Source organism: Pseudaminobacter soli (ex Li et al. 2025) (genome assembly GCF_003012705.1).
In the GTDB taxonomy this organism is placed as follows: domain Bacteria; phylum Pseudomonadota; class Alphaproteobacteria; order Rhizobiales; family Rhizobiaceae; genus Pseudaminobacter; species Pseudaminobacter soli.
In genome coordinates this window covers 139,085-157,164 of sequence record NZ_PXYL01000002.1, presented here as the reverse complement: position 1 = coordinate 157,164, position 18,080 = coordinate 139,085, and the positions used below count along the sequence as shown (strand labels likewise).

Here is an 18,080-nt window from a genome sequence, read left to right as displayed (position 1 = left end):
CTTACGTCCTTTCGATCAGATGTTTCGTGATGCGCGTTTCCAGCCGGCGACCGACGCGCGAGATGATTTCGACCAGCGCCCAGAAGAACAGCGCCAGCACCAGGTTCGCTTCCAGATAGCGGAAGGTTTCGGTGGACATGCGCTGCACCGAGTACATCAACTCGGGCACGGTGATGATCGACAGGATCACCGTCTCCTTGGTCAGGATGATGGAGAAGTTGACCAGCGCCGGAAGCGCCGAGACGAGGCTCAGAGGCAAAAGGATGCGCCGAACAATCGTCACCTCCGACATGCCGATGGCACGGGCCGCCTCCAGCTGGCCCCGCGGCACCGCAAGGAAGCCGGAGCGGAAAATCTCGGCGAAATACGGGCTGCCATAGATGGTGAGGCCGACGAGCCCGGCGGGCAGCGCATCCAGCCGAAGCCCGAGCAGCGGGCCGCCGTAATAGAGCACGAAGAGTTGCACGAGAAAGGGCGTGCCGCGGATGACTTCGATATAGGCCTGGATCAGCCAGCCGAGCGGGCGCGGCCCGTAGCGCTGCGCCAGTGCGATGACCAGCCCCAGCGCCATGCCGAAGATCGTGCCCAGCACCCAGCACAGGATTGTGAGGCTGAAGCCGCTCAGCAGGATCGGCCAATATTGCAGCAGGATGCTCAGGTCCATTACACGGTCATCCTGTGCTCAAGATAGCGCCCCAGCGCGGCGAGGCAGAGGTTGATGAGCAGGTAGATGCAGGCCGCCGCGAGATAGACCTCGAGCGGACGGAAGGTCGTCGCGGCCTGCGCCTGGCTGGCGCGCGTCACCTCGAGGATGCCGACTACGGACACCAGCGACGAGGCCTTGACCAGCAGGATCATCTCGTTGATCAGCGCCGGCAGCGAGATCTTGGCCGCCTGCGGCAGGATGATCCGGGTCCAGATGTCGCGCGGTCCCATCCCGATGGCGGTGGCCGCCTCGGCCTGTCCCGGGGGCAGCGCGTTGATGGCGCCGCGCCAGATTTCAGAAACATAGGCGCTGGAACAGATGCCGACCGTGACCACGGCCGCGACCAGCGCCGGCACGTTGATGCCGATGACGGGCAGAAGGTAATAGCAGAGCAGAAGCTGCACGAGCAGCGGAACGCCGCGCAGGAAGCTAACCCAGACCGCCGCGAAGCGACGCAGCCAGCCTATGCGCGACAGGGCGGCAGCGCAGATCAACGCGCCGATCACCAGTCCGAGCCCGATGCCCAGAACCGAGATCAGCAGCGTATAGCGTGCCGCCCAGAAAAGTGGTCCGAAGCTGTCTAGGAAGGTCGAGAATGAGAACATTGCGTTTCCGCTTGGGGAGGGCACGCGGGCGGAAGCACTCCCGCCCGCGCTGTGTCATTACTTGGTCGGAACCTCGCGGGGCAGTTCGGTGTATTTGCCCAGCCACTTCTCCTGAATGGCCTTGACGCGGCCATCATCCGTCATCTTCAGCAGCGCGTCGTTGACGGCCTTGATGAAGCTTTCGCTATCGGCGTCCTTGCGCGCCACCCAGGCGAAGTAGGTTGGCTTGCCGAAAGTGGCCGGCTCGAACATGGCGAAGGTCTCGGGGCGGTTCTTGACCAGATAGGTCAGGTTCGGCAGCGAGCCCGCAACCGCATCCAGACGGCCGGCGGCGAGGTCCGCATAGGCCTCGTCGGTGGTGCCGTATTCCTTGACGTTCACGCCACCCAGTTCCTTGCCGTAGGCCTCGAGCTGGCGGAACTGCGCGGTGCCCTGCTGGACGCCAACGGTCTTGCCCTTGATGTCCTCGGGCTTCTTCATGTCGGCATTATTGGCGGCATGCACGAGCGCGACGGTGGCGTCGGCGATCGGCAGGCTGAAGCCATAGCGCTCGAGACGCTCCGGCGTGATCGTCACCGGCGCGATCACGATGTCGAACTTCTTGACCTCGAGGCCGGGCAGTTCCGCAGTCCAGGGAATGTCCTGATAGACCGGCTCGACGCCGATTTCCTTAGCCACGCCGTCGAAGAGGTCCTTCGTCATGCCTTCATAGGTGCCGTTCACCAGCATGTCGAAGGGCGCGTAGTGCATGTCGGTGGCCGTTTCAATCTTGCCCTTGGCCTTGATGTCGGAAAGCTGGTCGGCCATGGCGGGCACGGTCAGGCCCAGTGCGGCAAGGCCGAACAGGGCGGATTTCAGCGTTCTGGAAAATTTCATGTCGTTCTCTCTCCCTACTGCACCGTCTAGCGACTATCGCTGGACAGATAGCTATTAAGCATTTTCTCGCGCGCCGCCAGTGACGACGACGCGCGAGGAACATCAAAGAATGGCGGGCAGGTTCAGCCCGTGTTCGCGAGCGCAGTCGATCGCGATCTGGTAGCCCGCATCTGCATGGCGCATGACGCCGGTCGCCGGGTCGTTCCACAACACGCGGGCAAGGCGTGCGTCGGCATCCTCGGTGCCGTCGCAGCAAATGACCATGCCCGAATGCTGGGAGAAGCCCATGCCAACGCCGCCGCCGTGGTGCAGCGACACCCAAGTGGCGCCGGAAGCGGTGTTGAGCAGCGCATTGAGCAGCGGCCAGTCGGAAACAGCGTCCGAACCGTCCTTCATCGCCTCGGTCTCGCGGTTGGGCGAGGCGACGGAGCCGGAATCGAGATGGTCGCGGCCGATCACGATCGGGGCCTTCAGCTCACCATTCCGCACCATCTCGTTGAAGGCGAGGCCCAACTTGTGGCGCTGGCCGAGGCCGACCCAGCAGATGCGCGCCGGCAGGCCCTGGAAGCTGATGCGCTCGCGCGCCATGTCCAGCCAGTTGTGCAGATGCGGATCGTCGATCAGCTCCTTCACCTTCTGATCGGTCTTGTAGATGTCCTCCGGATCGCCGGACAACGCGGCCCAGCGGAAGGGACCGACGCCGCGGCAGAACAGCGGGCGGATATAGGCCGGCACGAAACCCGGGAAGGCGAAGGCGTTTTCCAGCCCTTCCTCCAGCGCCATCTGGCGGATGTTGTTGCCGTAGTCGACGGTCGGAACGCCCTTCTCGTGGAAGGCGACCATGGCCTCGACCTGCACCTTCATCGAGGCGCGGGCTGCCTTTTCAACGGCCTTCGGATCGCTCTCCTGTTTCGCACGCCATTCGGCGACGGTCCAGCCGAGCGGCAGGTAGCCGTGCACCGGGTCGTGCGCCGAGGTCTGGTCGGTGACGATGTCAGGGCGGACGCCGCGCTTGACCAGTTCGGGGAAGACGTCGGCCGCGTTACCGATCAGCGCCACGGACTTTGCCTCACCGGCCCTCGTCCAACGGTCGATCATCTCCAGCGCCTCGTCGAGCGAGTGGGTCTTTTCGTCGACATAGCGGGTACGCAGGCGGAAATCGGCGCGGGTCTCGTCGCATTCCACTGCAAGGCAGGAGGCGCCGGCCATCACCGCGGCGAGCGGCTGGGCGCCGCCCATGCCGCCGAGGCCGCCGGTCAGGATCCATTTGCCCTTGAGATTGCCGCCATAGTGCTGGCGCCCGGCCTCGACGAAGGTCTCGTAGGTGCCCTGGACGATGCCCTGCGAGCCGATATAGATCCACGACCCGGCGGTCATCTGGCCGTACATGGCCAGGCCCTTCTTGTCGAGTTCGTTGAAATGATCCCAGGTTGCCCAATGCGGCACGAGGTTCGAGTTCGCGATCAGCACGCGCGGTGCGTCCTTGTGGGTCTTGAAGACACCGACCGGCTTGCCCGACTGCACCAGGAGCGTCTCGTCAGCTTCGAGCTTCTTCAAGCTGTCGACGATCAGGTCGAAGTCCCTCCAGGTGCGGGTCGCGCGGCCGATGCCGCCATACACCACCAGCTCGTGCGGGTTCTCGGCAACGTCAGGATGCAGATTGTTCATCAGCATCCGCATGGGCGCCTCGGTCAGCCAGCTCTTGGCAGTGATTTCGGCACCGGTGGGGGGGAAAATGTCACGTGCGTTGTGTCTTGGATTGTTCACGGTTCGGCTCCCATGTCAGGCCAGCATATTGCCGGAAATGATGATGCGTTGGATTTCGCTGGATCCCTCGTAGATGCGCATGATGCGCAGATCCCGGTTGATCCGCTCGATAGGAAAGTCGCGGGTGTAGCCATAGCCGCCATGCAGTTGCAGCGCGGTATCGGCGATCTTCCCTGCAGCCTCGGATGCGCCGAGCTTGGCCATGGAGGCGGCCAGCGAGAAGCGCCCACCACGATGATGAGCCAGATCGCGCTGGCGCGCGGCCTCCTGCGATAACAGCAGCGCCGAGCGGTAGGAGAGGCCCATGTCCGCGATCATCCAGCGGATGCCCTGACGCTCGGACAGCGGTATGCCGCCGATGATGCGCTCCTTGGCATAGGCGATCGCGGCATTCATTGCAGCGCCGGCAAGGCCAAGGCATTGCGCGGCGACCTCGATACGGCCATTGTCGAGCACCTGCATCGCGGTGCGGAAGCCTTTGCCTTCCTCGCCCAGCAGCGCGCTTTCGGGAACCTCGCAGTCCAGATTCAGCGTGAAGACATGGCCGCCCTTCAGACCCATGGTCTTTTCCGGCGGACCGGCTTCGAAGCCGGGCGTGCCCTTCGGCAGGATGAAGGCCGAAATGCCGCGATGCGCCTTTTCGGGGTCCGTCACCGCATAGACCACAATGAAGTCCGCGACGCCGCCATTGGAAATGAAGCACTTCGTCCCCTTGAGGTGCCAGCCGCCTTGCGTGCGTCGTGCCCGCGTCTTCATGTCGGCGGGATCGGAACCGGCGGTGGGCTCGGTGAGCGCGAAGGCGGCGAGCGCCTCGCCGGTGGCGGCCTTCGGCAGCCATTCGTGCTTCTGCGCCTCGGTGCCGCCGATCAGGATGGAATCGGTCGCCAGATAGTGCGCCGTCAGCGCGGAGGCGGTGGAGCCGCAGGCCCCGGCCACGATCGAGACCGCGCGCAGCAGCGCGGACGCGGAAATGCCGCTGCCGCCATAGGCTTCCGGCAGGTTGGCGCCCATCATGCCGGCTTCGCCCAGGGTCGCGAGCTGCGCATGCACGAAGCGCGAGGTCTCGTCAGCCTCGGCCGCCAGCGGGGCGATCTTATCTGCGCAGAGCCGCTCCAGCACCTCGCAGAACATGCGTTCCTCGTCGGAAAGCATGTGCCAGGGATCGTCAATCTGCGTCATGCGCGGTTCTCCAGTCCAAATTCCTTCAGCACCGCCTCGATGTCGCCGCCAAGGCGCGGTGCCGCCGTCGCCGCCACCGGCTTGGCGCCGTCGAAGCGCACGGGCTGGCCGACGACCGGCGCCAGGCCGAGAACGGGATGTGCAAGCATGCTGACCAAACCGCGCGCGGCGGCGTGCTCATTGTCGGCGGCCTGCGCGATGTTCCAGATCGGCGCGGTCGGAAGACCCTGCGCGGCCAGGCCGGCCACGGCCTCCTCGGTCGTCAGTCGACCGGACCAATCCTCGATCAGCGCCCGCAGCGCGGGCTCATGCTCGGTGCGGCTGCTGTCGGTGGCAAAACGCGGATCGTCTGCGATCTCCGGCTTGCCGACAAGGGCCGCCAGGCGCTGGAACTGTCCGCCGTTCAGCACGGCAATCACCACCTGTCCGTCGCTCGTTTTGAAACAGCCGAAGGGAGTGGAAAGGGGATGGCGGTTGCCCACACGTCCCGGCAACACACCGTCATAGAAGTGCTGGGCGTGGCTGGTGGTCAGCATTGAGAACAATGCGTCATACATGGAGATATCGAGCGTTGCACCCTGCCCTGTGGCGTTGCGCTGGACCAGCGCGGCCATGATCGACCAGCTTGCAAACAGGCCCGCGATCAGGTCGGCGATGCTCTCGCCGGTCTTGAGCGGCGCGCCGCCTTCCTCGCCGGTCGCAGCCATGAGTCCCGACATGGCCTGTACCACCAGATCATACGCCGGCAGGTCCTTGAACGGGCCTTCCTGCCCGAAGCCGGAGATGGAGCAGTAGATCAGCCGGGGGTTGGCCTTGCGCAGAGCCTCGGCGCCGAGGCCCAGTCGAGCGGCGACGCCCGGGCGGAAATTCTCCACAACCACGTCCACGCGGGCGGCGAGCGCCTGGGCCAGCTCAAGGTCCGCCGGCTTCTTCAGGTCCAGCGCTATGCTCTTCTTGCCGCGGTTGTTCAGCGTGAACAGCGCGCTCTCGCCATCCTTGAACGGGCCGACATGGCGATAGTCGTCCCCTGCCGGCGGCTCCAGCTTGATGATCTCGGCACCCAGATCGGCGAGCAGCGCAGTGCAATAGGGCCCCGCGAGAACACGCGACAGGTCGAGAACCTTGATGCCGGAAAGCGGTCCGTTCACGGCTTCAACTCCGGTGCGAGAGAGACAAGCCGCTCCAGGACCGCGGTAAGCGTGGTGCGGAGCGCCGCGGCCTTGGCCTCATCGTAGGCGAAGGGCGGGGTTTCGCTCGCCAGATGGGTGGATTGCGCCAGTTCCATCTGGATCGCATGGACGCCATCCTGCGGCCGGCCGTAGTGGCGCGTGGTCCAGCCGCCCTTGAAGCGGCCGTTCAGCACATGGGTGCGGCCGGTAGCGGCACAGGTGTCGAAGGTCGCCGCCTCGATGCGAGGATCGCAAGTCGTGCCGTTGTTCGTGCCTATGTTGAAGTCAGGCAGGACGCCCTCGAACAGAAACGGGATGACGGAACGGATCGAGTGGCAATCATAGAGGATCGCCACCCCGTGCTTGGCCTTCACCCGCTCGATTTCGGCGGCAAGCGCTTCGTGATAGGGCGCGTGGAAATTCGCCATGCGCTCTGCGATCTCGGCGGCCGTCGGCTCCTCGATCCAGATCGGCTCGCCGTCGAAATCGGTCACCGGAACGAGACCGGTGGTGTTCTGGCCAGGATAAAGGCTGGCGTCGTCCGGACCGCGATTGGCATCGATCACATAGCGGTGGAACGTCGCCCTCACCGTCGTCACATTCGGCAGCAGTCCGTCATAGAGGCGTTCGATGTGCCAGTCCGTGTCGGCAAGGATGCCGCCACGCGCATTGAGCTTCGCCCGGATCGCCTCGGGCAGATGTGTGCCGGTGTGCGGCAGACCCAGGATCAGCGGCCCGTCGCCGCGGACGACTTCAACCGACTTCACGGCCGGACCTCCTCGAGCATGTTGTCCGGCAGGACCTCGAGCAGCGCGCCGGAGCGCACGAGGGAAGCGACTTCTGCCAGGTCAGGCGCCATGTAGCGGTCCTGATCCAGCGCCGTGACCGACTTGCGCAACCGTGCGATCACCGCCTGAAGCGGGGTCGAAGTCTTCAGCGGCCCGCGGAACTCGACGCCGGCTGCGGCGCACAGCACTTCGATGCCGACGATGTGAGCGAGGTTGGCGTTCATCCGCTTCAGGCGGCGCGCGCCGTGGGCGGCCATGGAGACGTGGTCTTCCTGGTTCGCCGAAGTCGGGGTGGAATCGGTCGAGCAGGGCGTGGCGAGATGCTTGTTCTCGCTCATCAGCGCCGCCGAGGTGACCTCGGCGATCATCAGGCCGCTGTTGAGGCCGGGGTCGGGCGTCAGGAAGGGCGGCAGGTCGTGGCTCAGCGCCGGGTCGACCATCAGCGCGATGCGGCGCTGCGAGATGGCGCCGATCTCGGCGATCGCCAGCGCGATCTGGTCGGCGGCGAAGGCCACCGGCTCGGCATGGAAGTTGCCACCCGACACGATCTGGCCGCTCTCGATCAGCACCAGAGGATTGTCGGTCGCGGCGTTGGCCTCGATTTCCAGCGTGCGGCCCGCCTGCGTCAGAAGGTCGATGCAGGCGCCGGTGACCTGCGGCTGGCAGCGAATGCAGTACGGGTCCTGGACGCGGGGATCGCCCACGCGATGACTTTCGCGGATCTCCGAACCGTCCATCAGTTCGCGGATGACGCGGGCGGCGAGGATCTGGCCGCGATGACCGCGCAGCTGGTGGATTTCATCCAGGAAGGGCGCGGTCGAGCCCATGATGGCGTCGGTCGAAAGCGAAGACGACACCAGCGCATTGCGCGCGGCGCGGAAGGCCTCGAAGAGACCGGCCAGCGCGAAGGCGGTCGAGACCTGCGTGCCGTTGATAAGGGCAAGGCCTTCCTTGGCGGCCAGCACCACCGGCTTCAGGCCCGCCGCGGCAAGCGCCTCGGCGCTCGCCATCTCGCGGCCCTGATAGGTGGCGCGGCCCTCGCCCAGCATCGTCGCGGCCATATGCGCCAGCGGGGCGAGGTCGCCGGACGCACCGACGGAGCCCTGCGAGGGGATAACCGGTAGAACGCCCTTGGCCAGCATGTCCTCGATCAGCTTGACCACCTCGGGGCGGGTGCCGGAGGCGCCGCGGCCGAGCGACAAGAGCTTTAGCGCCATGATCAGGCGCACGGTCTCTTCCTCGACGTTCTCGCCCACGCCGCAGCAATGCGACAGGATCAGGTTACGCTGGAGGGTGGCCGTATCCTCGGACTTGATCTTGATCGAGGCGAGCTTGCCGAAACCGGTATTGACGCCATAGACCGGCTCGTTGCCATTGGCGGCTGCCTCGATCCTGGCGGCGGAATTGGCAATGCCCGCACGCGCGCTTTCGGCCAGCCGCACGGCAAGCCCCTCGCGCCACACGCGCTCCAGCTGTGCCAGGGTGACCTCGCCGGGTGTCAGGATCAGTTCAGTCATATTTGCCTCCGAAGATGCGGGCGTAGAGCGGATTGAAGCCAATGCGGTAGGAAAGCTCGGCCGGGTGTCGGATGTCCCAGATCGCCAGATCGGCGCGGGCGCCGGGCGCGATGATCCCGCGATCCGCCAGACCAAGCGCGCGCGCCGCGTTGCGGGTCACGCCCCGCAGGCATTCGGCCGGCGTCATGCGGAACAGCGTCGCGCCCATGTTCATGGTCAGCAGGATGGAGGTGAGCGGCGAGGTGCCGGGATTGGAATCAGTCGCCAGCGCGATCGCCACACCTGCGTCGCGCAGCGCCTGGATAGGCGGATATTTCGTTTCCCTCAGCGTATAGAAGGCGCCGGGCAGCAGCACGGCGACCGTGCCCGCCTTCGCCATGGCCGCAATACCGTCCGCGCCCAGATATTCGAGATGGTCGGCAGAAAGCGCGCCGTGCTCGGCCGCCATGGCGGCGCCATGCAGGTCCGAAAGCTGCTCGGCATGCAGCTTGACCGGCAGGCCAAGGCCCTTCGCATGGGCGAAGATGCGCGCCATTTCCTCGACCGAGAAGGCGATGCCCTCGCAGAAGCCGTCCACCGCGTCGATCAGCCCTTCGGCGTGACCTTGGTCCATGCCGGCGATCACGACCTGGTCGATATAGCCGGCGCGGTTATCCTTGAATTCAGGCGGCAGGGCATGGGCGGCGAGCCAGGTGGTGACGACATGCACCGGGCGAAGCTCGCCGATGCGGCGCGCGACGCGCAGCATCTTCAATTCGGAAGCAATATCGAGCCCGTAGCCTGACTTGATCTCCAGTGTGGTGACGCCTTCGTCAAGCAGGGTATCGACGCGCGGCAGCGCCAACTCCAGAAGCTCTTCCTCGCTCGCCTCGCGGGTGTTGCGGACGCTGGAAAGGATGCCGCCTCCGGCCCGGGCGATTTCCTCGTAGCTGGCGCCCTCCAGGCGCATCTCGAATTCGCGGGCGCGGTCGCCGCCATAGACGACGTGGGTGTGACAGTCGATCAGGCCCGGCGTGACCAGCAGACCCTCCAGGTCTTCCGCGTGGGCGCTGCGATAGGCCGTCGGCAGGTCCGCATCGGCGCCGACCCAGGCGATCCTGTCGCCTTCGATCACGATCGAGGCGCGTTCGACGAGGCGATAACCCGTCGATTCCTCATCCATGATCGCGACTGTGGCATTGCTGAGAATCTGCATTGGCGCGCACTCCGGAATGACCCGCTGGTTTCTAGGTCTAATCATAATTCCCGGTCTATGTCTAAACTTATTTTCGTGCTATGTCTAAACTTAAGTGGGCAAGGCAGCCCGGCGCCGAACCGGCAAGATGGAGAATGCGATGACTACACTTTGGGCGGAACATGCGCTGCTGCCGCACGGTTGGGCGGAAGACGTACGTGTCGAGCTGGGCGCGGACGGTCGAATCGCGAAAGTCGAGGCCGGTGCGGCGCCGACCGGCGAGAGGGTCGGCCTCCTGCTACCGGCCATGGCAAATCTCCACTCCCACGCCTTCCAGCGCGCCATGGCGGGCCTCTCGGAAGCGCGCGGGCCGCAGCCGCGCGACACGTTCTGGACCTGGCGCCAGATCATGTATCGTTTCCTCGATCACCTGACGCCCGAGGACGTCGAGGCCATAGCAGCGCTGGTGCAGATGGAGATGCTGGAGGCCGGCTACGCTACCAATGTCGAGTTCCACTATCTGCACCACCGGCCCGGCGGCACATTCTACGACAACATCGCCGAGATGTCCGAACGTATCGCGGCAGCCGCTGCGCGCACCGGCATTGGGCTGACGCTGCTGCCGGTGCATTACCAATTCGGCGGCGTAGACCGTCGCCCGCTGGGTCCGGGCCAGCAGCGCTTTGGCACGACCCCGGACGAGTTCGCCTCCCTGCTGGACGCCGCCGAGGCGGCGCTCACGCATCTGCCGGCCGATGCCGGCATCGGCGTCGCGCCGCATTCGCTGCGCGCAGTGAGCGCCGAGGCCCTGACGTTCTGCGCGCGCCTGCGCCCCGGCCGGCCGCTGCACATGCACCTGGCCGAGCAGATCCCGGAGATCGAGGAAGTGCAGGCCGCGCGCGGCCGCCGCCCCGTCGAATGGCTACTGGACAATCACCAGCCCGACCGGCGCTGGACGCTGATCCATCTCACCCACATGACCGAAGACGAGACCCGCCGCCTAGCGGCGACCGGCGCCGTCGCGGGTCTGTGCCCGATCACGGAATCGAGCCTTGGCGACGGCATCTTCAACGGCACGATCTGGAAGGAAGCGGGCGGGCGGCTCGGCTTCGGTTCCGACAGCAACGTCCGCATCTCGCTGGTGGAGGAACTGCGCACGCTGGAATACAGCCAGCGCCTGCGCGACACCGCGCGCGCCGTGCTGGCCGAACCGGGACGCTCCACCGGCCGGGTTCTCTACGAGGCCGGACTCGACGGCGGGGCTACGGCGGCAGGACGCGAAACCGGCGCCATCGCCGCAGGCCTGTGGGCCGATCTATGCGCGGTTTCGCTGAACAATCCGGTGCTGTTCGGCCGCAAGGGCGACGAGCTCCTCGACAGCCTGATCTTCGCCGGCAGCGACAAGTTGGTGCGCGACGTCTGGTCGGCAGGCCGCCATGTCGTGCGCGACGGCCGGCATCTGGACCACGAGCGGATCACGGCTGATTATCTGGCCTGCATCGGAAGACTGCAGGAGCGGATGTGACCGACAAGCAAGCCGGCCCGACCTCGCCCAAGGCGCAGAACATCGCCAACGAAGTGCGCCGCCGCATTGTCGAGCGCGAATGGCGCCAGGGCGACCGCATTCCGGACGAGGCCGACCTTGCGATCGAGTTCGACGTGGCGCGGGCGACCGTAAACAAGGCGCTGCAGCTTCTGGCCGACGAAGGGCTGCTGGACCGCCGCCGCCGGGCCGGCACACGTGTCGCTGTCGACCCGGTGCGCAAGGCGACCTTCACCATCTCCATCGTGCGCGAGCAGGTCGAGCAGGCCGGCATGGTCTACACCCATCGCGTGGTGGCGCAGCGCCGCAGCCCGATCCCGGCGGAGATCGCCGCGCGGCTCGAGCTTCCGGAAGGTGAGGTCCTGGTCCACATGCGGGCCGTGCATTACGGTGACGGCCAGCCCTTTCAGCTCGAGGACCGCTGGATCAATCCGCGTGCCGCACCGGGACTGGAAAAGGCGGATTTCTGGCAACTGAACGCCAATGAATGGCTGGTGCGCAATGCCCCCTATTTGCGCGCCGACCTGACCTTCTCGGCCGAGAATGCCAATCGGCGCGACGCGCGATTGCTGCAGACCCGCCAGGAGCAGGCGCTGCTGATCATGCATCGCACCACATGGAACGATCTTGGCCCGATCACCACGGTCAGGGTGGCGTTCCAGCCCGGCCATCTCGTCGGCACCGAAAGCAGCCAGAGCCGGGGCTACTGGCCCGTTCGGCGAGGCGTGGGTGCTTGAGGCCGGACTGACGCGCGCAGAAAAGCACCCGCTGCCACCTTTACAAGTATATACATAATATCTACGCTGCGAGCATATCATCCTGCCCGAGGAGGAGGCCCCGCAGCATGACCACATCGATCCTACGCCCGGAACTGGCGACCCTTGCACCGTACAATGCGGGCCTCACCGTCGAGGACGTCGCGCGGCGGCCGGGCGTGACGCGCGTGGCCAAGCTTGGCTCGAACGAAAATCCGCTGGGGCCTAGCCCTGCGGTGCAGCAGGCACTGGAAGCTGCCCTTCAGCGCGTTGCCATCTATCCCGATCCCTCGGGACGGGCGCTCCTGGCGAAACTGGCTTCGCGGCACGGCGTTTCGGCCAACCAGCTGGTGCTCGGCAACGGCTCGGAGGATCTTTTGGCCGTGCTCGCCCGCGCCGTGCTGCGGCCGGGCGACAGGGTGGTCACGCTCTATCCGTCCTTTCCGCTGCATGAGGACTATGCGCGACTGATGGGTGCCGAGGTCACGCGCATCGGCCTGACACCGGAAGGCCACATCGACGTCGAGGCACTGGTGCAGGCAGTGGCACAGCCGGTGCGGCTGGTGCTTTTCGCCAACCCCATGAACCCGGCCGGCGTGTGGCTGTCGCCTGAGGAACTTGGTCGGGTGCTGGACGCCGTCCACCCCGAGGCGGTGACCTGCCTCGACGAGGCCTATCACGAATATGCCGAAGGTGAGGGCTACGCCTCGGCCGAGCCACTGCTGGCGACGCATCGCGGGCCGCTGCTGATCCTGCGCACCTTCTCGAAGGCCTGGGGACTTGCCGGCCTACGCGTCGGCTACGGGCTGACCAACAATGCTGAACTGAAGCGCGGGCTCGACCTTGCCCGCACCCCCTTCAACGTGAACCTCATGGCGCAGGCCGCGGCCGAGGCAGCACTCGACCATCCGCAATCGGTGACCGACGCGGTCGCGCTGGTGCAGCGGGAGCGGCTACGCGTGCAGGCCGCGATCGGGGCGCTGGGCCTGCGCGTGCTTCCGTCGAAAGGGAATTTCCTGTTCTTCGATGCGGCCCGCCCGGCGACCGAACTTGCCGAGGCGCTTCTGGACAAGGGTGTGATCGTCAAGCCGTGGAAGCAGTCGGGCTACGAAACTTGGTTGCGCGTTTCGATCGGCACCGAAGCCGACAACGATCAGTTTCTCGCGGCCCTTTCCGGCGCGCTCTGAGCCTTGCATGCAGGCCTTTGCCTGCCGCAAGATGGCTGCGTCGGCACAAACGGGCGTGCCGGCCCAATTCCGAGGGATTTGAAGAGATGACTGAAACGGGAATCTTCCGGCTTTCGGACCGGGTGTTCCGCCCCTGGAAAAATGGCGGCGGCGAGACGGCCGAAATCGCGGTTTCCCCGACCGGTGCGGATTTCGAGAATTTCGACTGGCGCATCAGCACGGCCATCGTCGCCGCTTCCGGACCGTTTTCCGCCTTTCCCGGCGTGGATCGGGTGCTGACTGTGCTGGAGGGTGGCGCGATGGTCCTGACTGTCGGGGGGCATGAGCGCCGGCTCGACGCGAGCTGCGAGCCCTTCTCCTTCCCCGGCGATGTCCCCGCCGGCGCGCAGTTGGAGGGCAAGGCCTTGCTCGATTTCAACGTGATGGTGCGTCGCCCGCTGCGGGCGCAAGTGACGCGCGGTCCGCTCATTCCCGGCAGCCGGGATGCGAGCGAGCGGGCGCGGCTTGTCTTGCTGCTGGAGGATCGGGCCGGGCTCGCGCGGCTCGACCTCGTCGATCTCGAATCCGCGGCCCCTTCGCTCGTCGCCGCCCTTGCCGGTGCCCAAGTGCTCGACGTGCGCATATCCGCCTAAGCTTCGGGGTGGATCAGACGGCTTCGGGGCGTGGCTCGAACCGAGCCAACAGCTCGTGGCGATCGCCGGGATAAGTCTGGTGCGCCAGCGTGACCCATCTGCCGGAAATCTCCGTCCGGCGGGTGACCTCCAGGCAGGGCTCCCCAGGTTGCAGGCCCAGATCGCGCGCCACAGCGGCGTCGGCGCCGACCGCGCGGATGCGGTGCTCGGCCGAACTCCAGGGGATCTCCTGCAACAGCCATTGGCCCGGCGCGACGGCCGAAAAATCCTGTTCGAGCGCCCCGGGAGCTGCCTCGGGATTGATGATGCGCTCCTCACGGCAAAAGGGTTGTGCATCGGCGAAATGCACGCCCAGAAGATGGAGGACCGGCTGCTGGCAGTCCTGAACGATGCGCGCTTCCGCAATCTCCCCGGGTTCCGGCAGGCGCAGCCTGCGCTCGAGGAGGTCGAAGCGATACGCCTGCCCCAGCGCCTGCACCTCAGCCGCGATATCGGCGATCTCCATCACCGCCGCCTGCGCATGCGGGCGGGCAACAAAAGTGCCCAGCTTGCGGCGGCGCAGGAGGAACCCCTCCCGCGTCAACTGTGACAGCGCCTTGTTCATCGTCATGCGTGAAACGCCATGGGCGTCGGCAAGGTCGGTCTCGAACGGGAGTTGATATCCCGGCGGCCATTGTTGCGAGATAATGAAATTGCGGAATTTGCTCACAAGCTGATCGTGCAGCGAGCGATTTGCGCCAGGTTTCGTTTCCGCCATCCGGTCCCCCCATTCCCGCGTCCGACATGGGCAAAGACGCCAGCGCCCGACAAGCATATGAAGTCAGGCTCATCGGCATTGCCGGTTTCTGACGATCCAGACCGGTATAGGCATTCACTGCGGGCATGTCCAAGCCGTTCGGGATGGACATACTTCTACGATCGGTTCCGTTGGAGGTGAGGCTACGCCCAAAGCCCAACCCAAGGGCTTCCGGATCAGGCCGAAAATCGCCACCTTTCACCATGAATATTGGAGCACATCCGGGGAAAATCCCGGCTTCGGGATGACATCCGGCAGCAGCGGAGCATCACGGCCATGCGCACCATCACGCTTGAAGAGCATTTCGCCACGCCGGGCTTTCTCGATGGCCCGGGCCGAGACCTCAAGGAACAGGCGAGCCAGATCGGTAGCCGCGCCGAGCAGCTGATGCGCGACTTGTGCGACATCGGCGAAGGGCGGATCGCCCAGATGGACGCCGCCGGCATCGACATGCAGGTTCTTTCACTGACCGCGCCGGGTGTCGAGCAATTGGAAGCCGCCGAGGCGTTCGCGCTTGCGCGCGACACCAATGACGTGCTGGCCGAAGCGATTGCCAAGCAACCGGCAAGACTGTCCGGTTTCGCCGCACTGCCGATTGCGGCACCGGACCAGGCGGCCAAAGAACTCGAACGCCGCTTCAGCGATCAAGCCTTCGTCGGTGCGGTGATCAACGGCCACCAACGTGGTCGCTATCTCGACGACAGATTTTTCTGGCCGGTGCTGGAAGCCGCCGAATCCCTCGGCGCGCCGATCTACCTGCATCCGACCAAGCCGCCCAAACCGGTGATCGAAGCTTCGTTCGGCGGCTTTGCGCCGCTCGTCACCGAGATGTTGGCCGGGCCGGGTTTCGGTTGGCATGTCGAGACCGCGGTGCATGTGCTGCGCATGGTGCTGGGCGGGGTATTCGACCGCTTCCCCAAGCTACAGGTCGTGATCGGTCACATGGGAGAAGGCCTGCCTTTCTTCATGCAACGGGTCGATGTGATGCCCGTCGAGCTGACAAAGCTCAAGCGGTCGATCAGCGCCTATCTGCGCGATAATCTGCACTACACGTTCGCCGGTTTTAATTTTCCGCCGACATTTCTCGATCTGCTGCTTGAGATCGGGGTCAGCCGGATCATGTTCTCGGCCGACTATCCTTATGCCTCGATGGCCAAGGCGCGCGCGTTTCTGGAACAGATTCCGGTTTCCGCAGCCGACCGCGCCAGGATCGCGCACGGCAACGCGGAGAAGTTGTTCGGACTTTGAGTGTGCGCCGGTTGCCGGCGTGCATTCTGCCTTGACCGTTACGTCGGGAAACGGTCGCCGAACATCGGCAGCCCGCTGAGGGAATCCGCCTTTGTTGCCTCGTCCTGAAGAACATCCCAGTGCTCAGCGAGCTTGCCGTCTTCGAAGCGCACGATGTCGGCGGCGACCCAGGCCGCGGGGCGACCGTGGCCTGAGAAGCGCCCGTGGACGATGACGTAGTCTCCTTCGGCAAGTAATACGTGATGTTCGTAGCGGAGCGTGTCGGGAAGGCCGCGAACAAGATTGAACAAGCCATCGCGGCCAGGCGGAATATGGGCGCTGTGCTGGATGTAGCGGTCCGACCAGTAGCGCTCGGCGGCGGCATAGTCGCGTTTGTTGAACAGCGTGTCGAAGGCTTCGAGTACGAGCGCCTTGTTCTCTTCCGGCGAGGTGGCTGTCATGTCGTTTTCCTCCATCACAACCGAGTTGAGGTTTCGCGTTGGTTCGACGCCAAGGCGGCATGCAGGGCCGCCACGACCTGCGCGCCTTCGCCAACTGCCGCGGCGACGCGCTTGACGGAAGTCGATCGTACATCACCGATCGCATAGACGCGGTGACGACTTGTCTCCAAGGAGTGCCGTCCCGCACCAGACTCGGCGCCGGTCAGGATAAAGCCCTTGGCATCCAGTTCTATTCCGGCGCCCGACAGCCAATCCGTGTTCGGGTCTGCTCCGATAAACAGAAACAGGTGGCGAAGAGGTCGGCGAACCTCCTCCGCCAGCCCTCGCTGACGCCATCGGACCGCCTCCAGCATGCCGTCGTGGCCTTCGAGGCCCGAAACAGTGGTACTGGTCAAAACCTCGATATTTGGAAGACCGCCAATTCGGTCCACGAGATAGCTGGACATGCTCTCTGACAGGCCTGTCCCACGCACCAAAAGCCACACTTTGGAGGCGTGACTTGCCAGATATACCGCCGCCTGTCCCGCCGAATTGCCCGCGCCCACCAAGGCGACTTCCTCGCCGGCACACAACCTCGCCTCGATCGGTGAGGCCCAATAATGCACACTCGTCCCCTCGAATGTTTCCAGACGGTCGAGATTAAGACGCCGGTAGCGGGCTCCGGTCGCAATCACGATCGAGCGGGCACTGACATATTCGCTGCTTGACAGTCTGATACTCAAGGCTTCGTCACCGGCATGCGCGGCCGCCTCGAGGCTGATCACCTCGTCCGGGATCGCCATCTCGACGCCGAACTTCTGGGCTTGGTTGTATGCGCGGGCCATAAGCGCCATGCCGCTGATGCCAGTCGGGAAACCCAGATAGTTCTCGATCCTTGCGGACGCCCCTGCCTGGCCACCGAATGCACGGCAGTCGAGCACGAGGACGGACAGCCCCTCCGAACCCGCGTAGACGGCGGCGGCAAGACCAGCTGGCCCGGCACCAACGATGGCAACGTCATAGAGGCGGCTCGGATCGATAGGCCCGACCAGACCGATGCAACGGGCAAGCTCCACTTCGCTCGGATTGCGCAGCAGTTGCCCAGTCGGGCAAAGCACGATCGGCAGTTCCCCCACATCGACATGGAAGCGTTCAATCAGGGCCTTGGCCCCCGGATCGGTCTCGGGGTCGATCCGTTGGCTTGGGTGTCCATTGCGGCGGAGAAAGCCCTCCAGCCGCAGCACATCGCCATTTTCGGCCCTGCCGACGAGTATGGGCCCACCGGCGCCTGTCTCCAGCAGACCAACACGACGCAGAATGAGTGCGCGCATGATGCGCTCGCCCAATTCCGCTTCCGCAATCAGCAGAGCACGAAGCCTGTCTGGCCCAATAACCAGGGCCTCGAGCAGATCTTGCGCATGGGCGTCCACGAGCGCGGGTCGACCCGCCAGCTGCGCCAATTCGCCCAAGAAAGCGCCTGGCCCATGCGTGACGATTGCCGCGCGATTGCCGGATTGGTCGTTCCGAGTGACCTCGACATGCCCGGAAAGGACAATAATGACGCCTGGACTAACCCGGCCAACCGTCGCAACCGCTTCTCCCGCTGCATAGCTGCGAATTTCGCCGAAGCGCCGGACCCGCTCGATCTCGCTTGGCTCCAGAACAGGGAACATCTGGTACCGTCGGGTTTCGATGATCGGTTCGGTCGGAGCAGCCATG

Annotated in this window: 17 protein-coding genes; 5 read left to right on the top strand and 12 right to left on the bottom strand. The window is 65.1% G+C overall.

All coding sequences use genetic code 11. From position 1 onward, the window contains the following. Nucleotide 1: 1 nt before the first annotated feature. The 9 genes from C7I85_RS04335 to hutI all read right to left on the bottom strand — a co-directional run bounded on the left by C7I85_RS04335 (nucleotide 2) and on the right by hutI (nucleotide 9,802). The gene (locus tag C7I85_RS04335) at nucleotides 2-664 is read right to left on the bottom strand and encodes an amino acid ABC transporter permease (protein WP_106722725.1); all 663 of its coding nucleotides are present in this window, start codon (nucleotides 662-664) and stop codon (nucleotides 2-4) included. Further along, nucleotides 664-1,311: an amino acid ABC transporter permease gene (locus tag C7I85_RS04330; RefSeq protein ID WP_106722724.1), complete on the bottom strand. Its 648-nt coding sequence runs from the start codon at nucleotides 1,309-1,311 to the stop codon at nucleotides 664-666. Before C7I85_RS04330 ends, C7I85_RS04335 begins: the two co-directional genes overlap by 1 nt. 57 nt (nucleotides 1,312-1,368) lie before the next feature. Then, complete coding sequence (locus C7I85_RS04325; protein ID WP_106722723.1) at nucleotides 1,369-2,187, bottom strand: transporter substrate-binding domain-containing protein; 819 nt, start codon at nucleotides 2,185-2,187, stop codon at nucleotides 1,369-1,371. A 102-nt stretch (nucleotides 2,188-2,289) separates the two neighbouring features. After that, nucleotides 2,290-3,954, bottom strand: coding sequence for a urocanate hydratase (gene hutU, locus C7I85_RS04320; RefSeq protein ID WP_106722722.1), 1,665 nt, complete (start codon nucleotides 3,952-3,954; stop codon nucleotides 2,290-2,292). A 15-nt stretch (nucleotides 3,955-3,969) separates the two neighbouring features. Then, nucleotides 3,970-5,133, bottom strand: coding sequence for an acyl-CoA dehydrogenase family protein (locus C7I85_RS04315; RefSeq protein WP_181257081.1), 1,164 nt, complete (start codon nucleotides 5,131-5,133; stop codon nucleotides 3,970-3,972). Beyond that, the gene (locus C7I85_RS04310; RefSeq protein ID WP_106722721.1) at nucleotides 5,130-6,281 is read right to left on the bottom strand and encodes a CaiB/BaiF CoA transferase family protein; all 1,152 of its coding nucleotides are present in this window, start codon (nucleotides 6,279-6,281) and stop codon (nucleotides 5,130-5,132) included. The genes C7I85_RS04315 and C7I85_RS04310 overlap by 4 nt, the downstream gene beginning before the upstream one ends. After that, on the bottom strand, nucleotides 6,278-7,069 hold the full coding sequence (gene hutG, locus C7I85_RS04305) for an N-formylglutamate deformylase (RefSeq protein ID WP_106722720.1): 792 nt from the start codon (nucleotides 7,067-7,069) through the stop codon (nucleotides 6,278-6,280). Before hutG ends, C7I85_RS04310 begins: the two co-directional genes overlap by 4 nt. Continuing rightward, nucleotides 7,066-8,607: a histidine ammonia-lyase gene (hutH, locus tag C7I85_RS04300; protein ID WP_106722719.1), complete on the bottom strand. Its 1,542-nt coding sequence runs from the start codon at nucleotides 8,605-8,607 to the stop codon at nucleotides 7,066-7,068. Before hutH ends, hutG begins: the two co-directional genes overlap by 4 nt. Beyond that, a complete protein-coding gene (gene hutI, locus C7I85_RS04295) occupies nucleotides 8,600-9,802 on the bottom strand; it encodes an imidazolonepropionase (protein ID WP_106722718.1) in 1,203 nt (400 codons plus the stop codon). The genes hutH and hutI overlap by 8 nt, the downstream gene beginning before the upstream one ends. 139 nt (nucleotides 9,803-9,941) lie before the next feature. Here hutI and C7I85_RS04290 point away from each other — a divergent pair, with 139 nt between their 5' ends. The 4 genes from C7I85_RS04290 (at nucleotide 9,942) to C7I85_RS04275 (ending at nucleotide 13,898) form a co-directional block, all read left to right on the top strand. Beyond that, nucleotides 9,942-11,306 carry a formimidoylglutamate deiminase gene (locus tag C7I85_RS04290; protein WP_106722717.1) on the top strand — a complete coding sequence of 455 codons (1,365 nt, stop codon included), beginning with the start codon at nucleotides 9,942-9,944 and terminating at the stop codon, nucleotides 11,304-11,306. After that, a complete protein-coding gene (locus tag C7I85_RS04285) occupies nucleotides 11,303-12,061 on the top strand; it encodes a GntR family transcriptional regulator (protein ID WP_106722716.1) in 759 nt (252 codons plus the stop codon). Before C7I85_RS04290 ends, C7I85_RS04285 begins: the two co-directional genes overlap by 4 nt. Before the next feature lie 107 nt (nucleotides 12,062-12,168). Continuing rightward, nucleotides 12,169-13,266, top strand: a complete 1,098-nt coding sequence (gene hisC / locus C7I85_RS04280) for a histidinol-phosphate transaminase (RefSeq protein WP_106722715.1) — start codon at nucleotides 12,169-12,171, stop codon at nucleotides 13,264-13,266. Between the two features lie 86 nt (nucleotides 13,267-13,352). Further along, nucleotides 13,353-13,898: a HutD/Ves family protein gene (locus C7I85_RS04275; protein ID WP_106722714.1), complete on the top strand. Its 546-nt coding sequence runs from the start codon at nucleotides 13,353-13,355 to the stop codon at nucleotides 13,896-13,898. A 13-nt stretch (nucleotides 13,899-13,911) separates the two neighbouring features. Here the strand turns inward: C7I85_RS04275 and C7I85_RS04270 are convergent, their stop codons facing one another. Further along, on the bottom strand, nucleotides 13,912-14,655 hold the full coding sequence (locus tag C7I85_RS04270; RefSeq protein WP_106722713.1) for a UTRA domain-containing protein: 744 nt from the start codon (nucleotides 14,653-14,655) through the stop codon (nucleotides 13,912-13,914). 315 nt (nucleotides 14,656-14,970) lie between these two features. Here C7I85_RS04270 and C7I85_RS04265 point away from each other — a divergent pair, with 315 nt between their 5' ends. Further along, the gene (locus C7I85_RS04265) at nucleotides 14,971-15,942 is read left to right on the top strand and encodes an amidohydrolase family protein (RefSeq protein ID WP_106722712.1); all 972 of its coding nucleotides are present in this window, start codon (nucleotides 14,971-14,973) and stop codon (nucleotides 15,940-15,942) included. 38 nt (nucleotides 15,943-15,980) lie between these two features. Here the strand turns inward: C7I85_RS04265 and C7I85_RS04260 are convergent, their stop codons facing one another. Beyond that, entirely contained in the window at nucleotides 15,981-16,382 is a 402-nt protein-coding gene (locus C7I85_RS04260) for a nuclear transport factor 2 family protein (RefSeq protein WP_106723067.1), read from the bottom strand. Nucleotides 16,383-16,396: 14 nt separating this feature from the next. Next, on the bottom strand, nucleotides 16,397-18,079 hold the full coding sequence (locus C7I85_RS04255) for an FAD-dependent oxidoreductase (protein WP_106722711.1): 1,683 nt from the start codon (nucleotides 18,077-18,079) through the stop codon (nucleotides 16,397-16,399). Nucleotide 18,080: the final 1 nt, after the last annotated feature.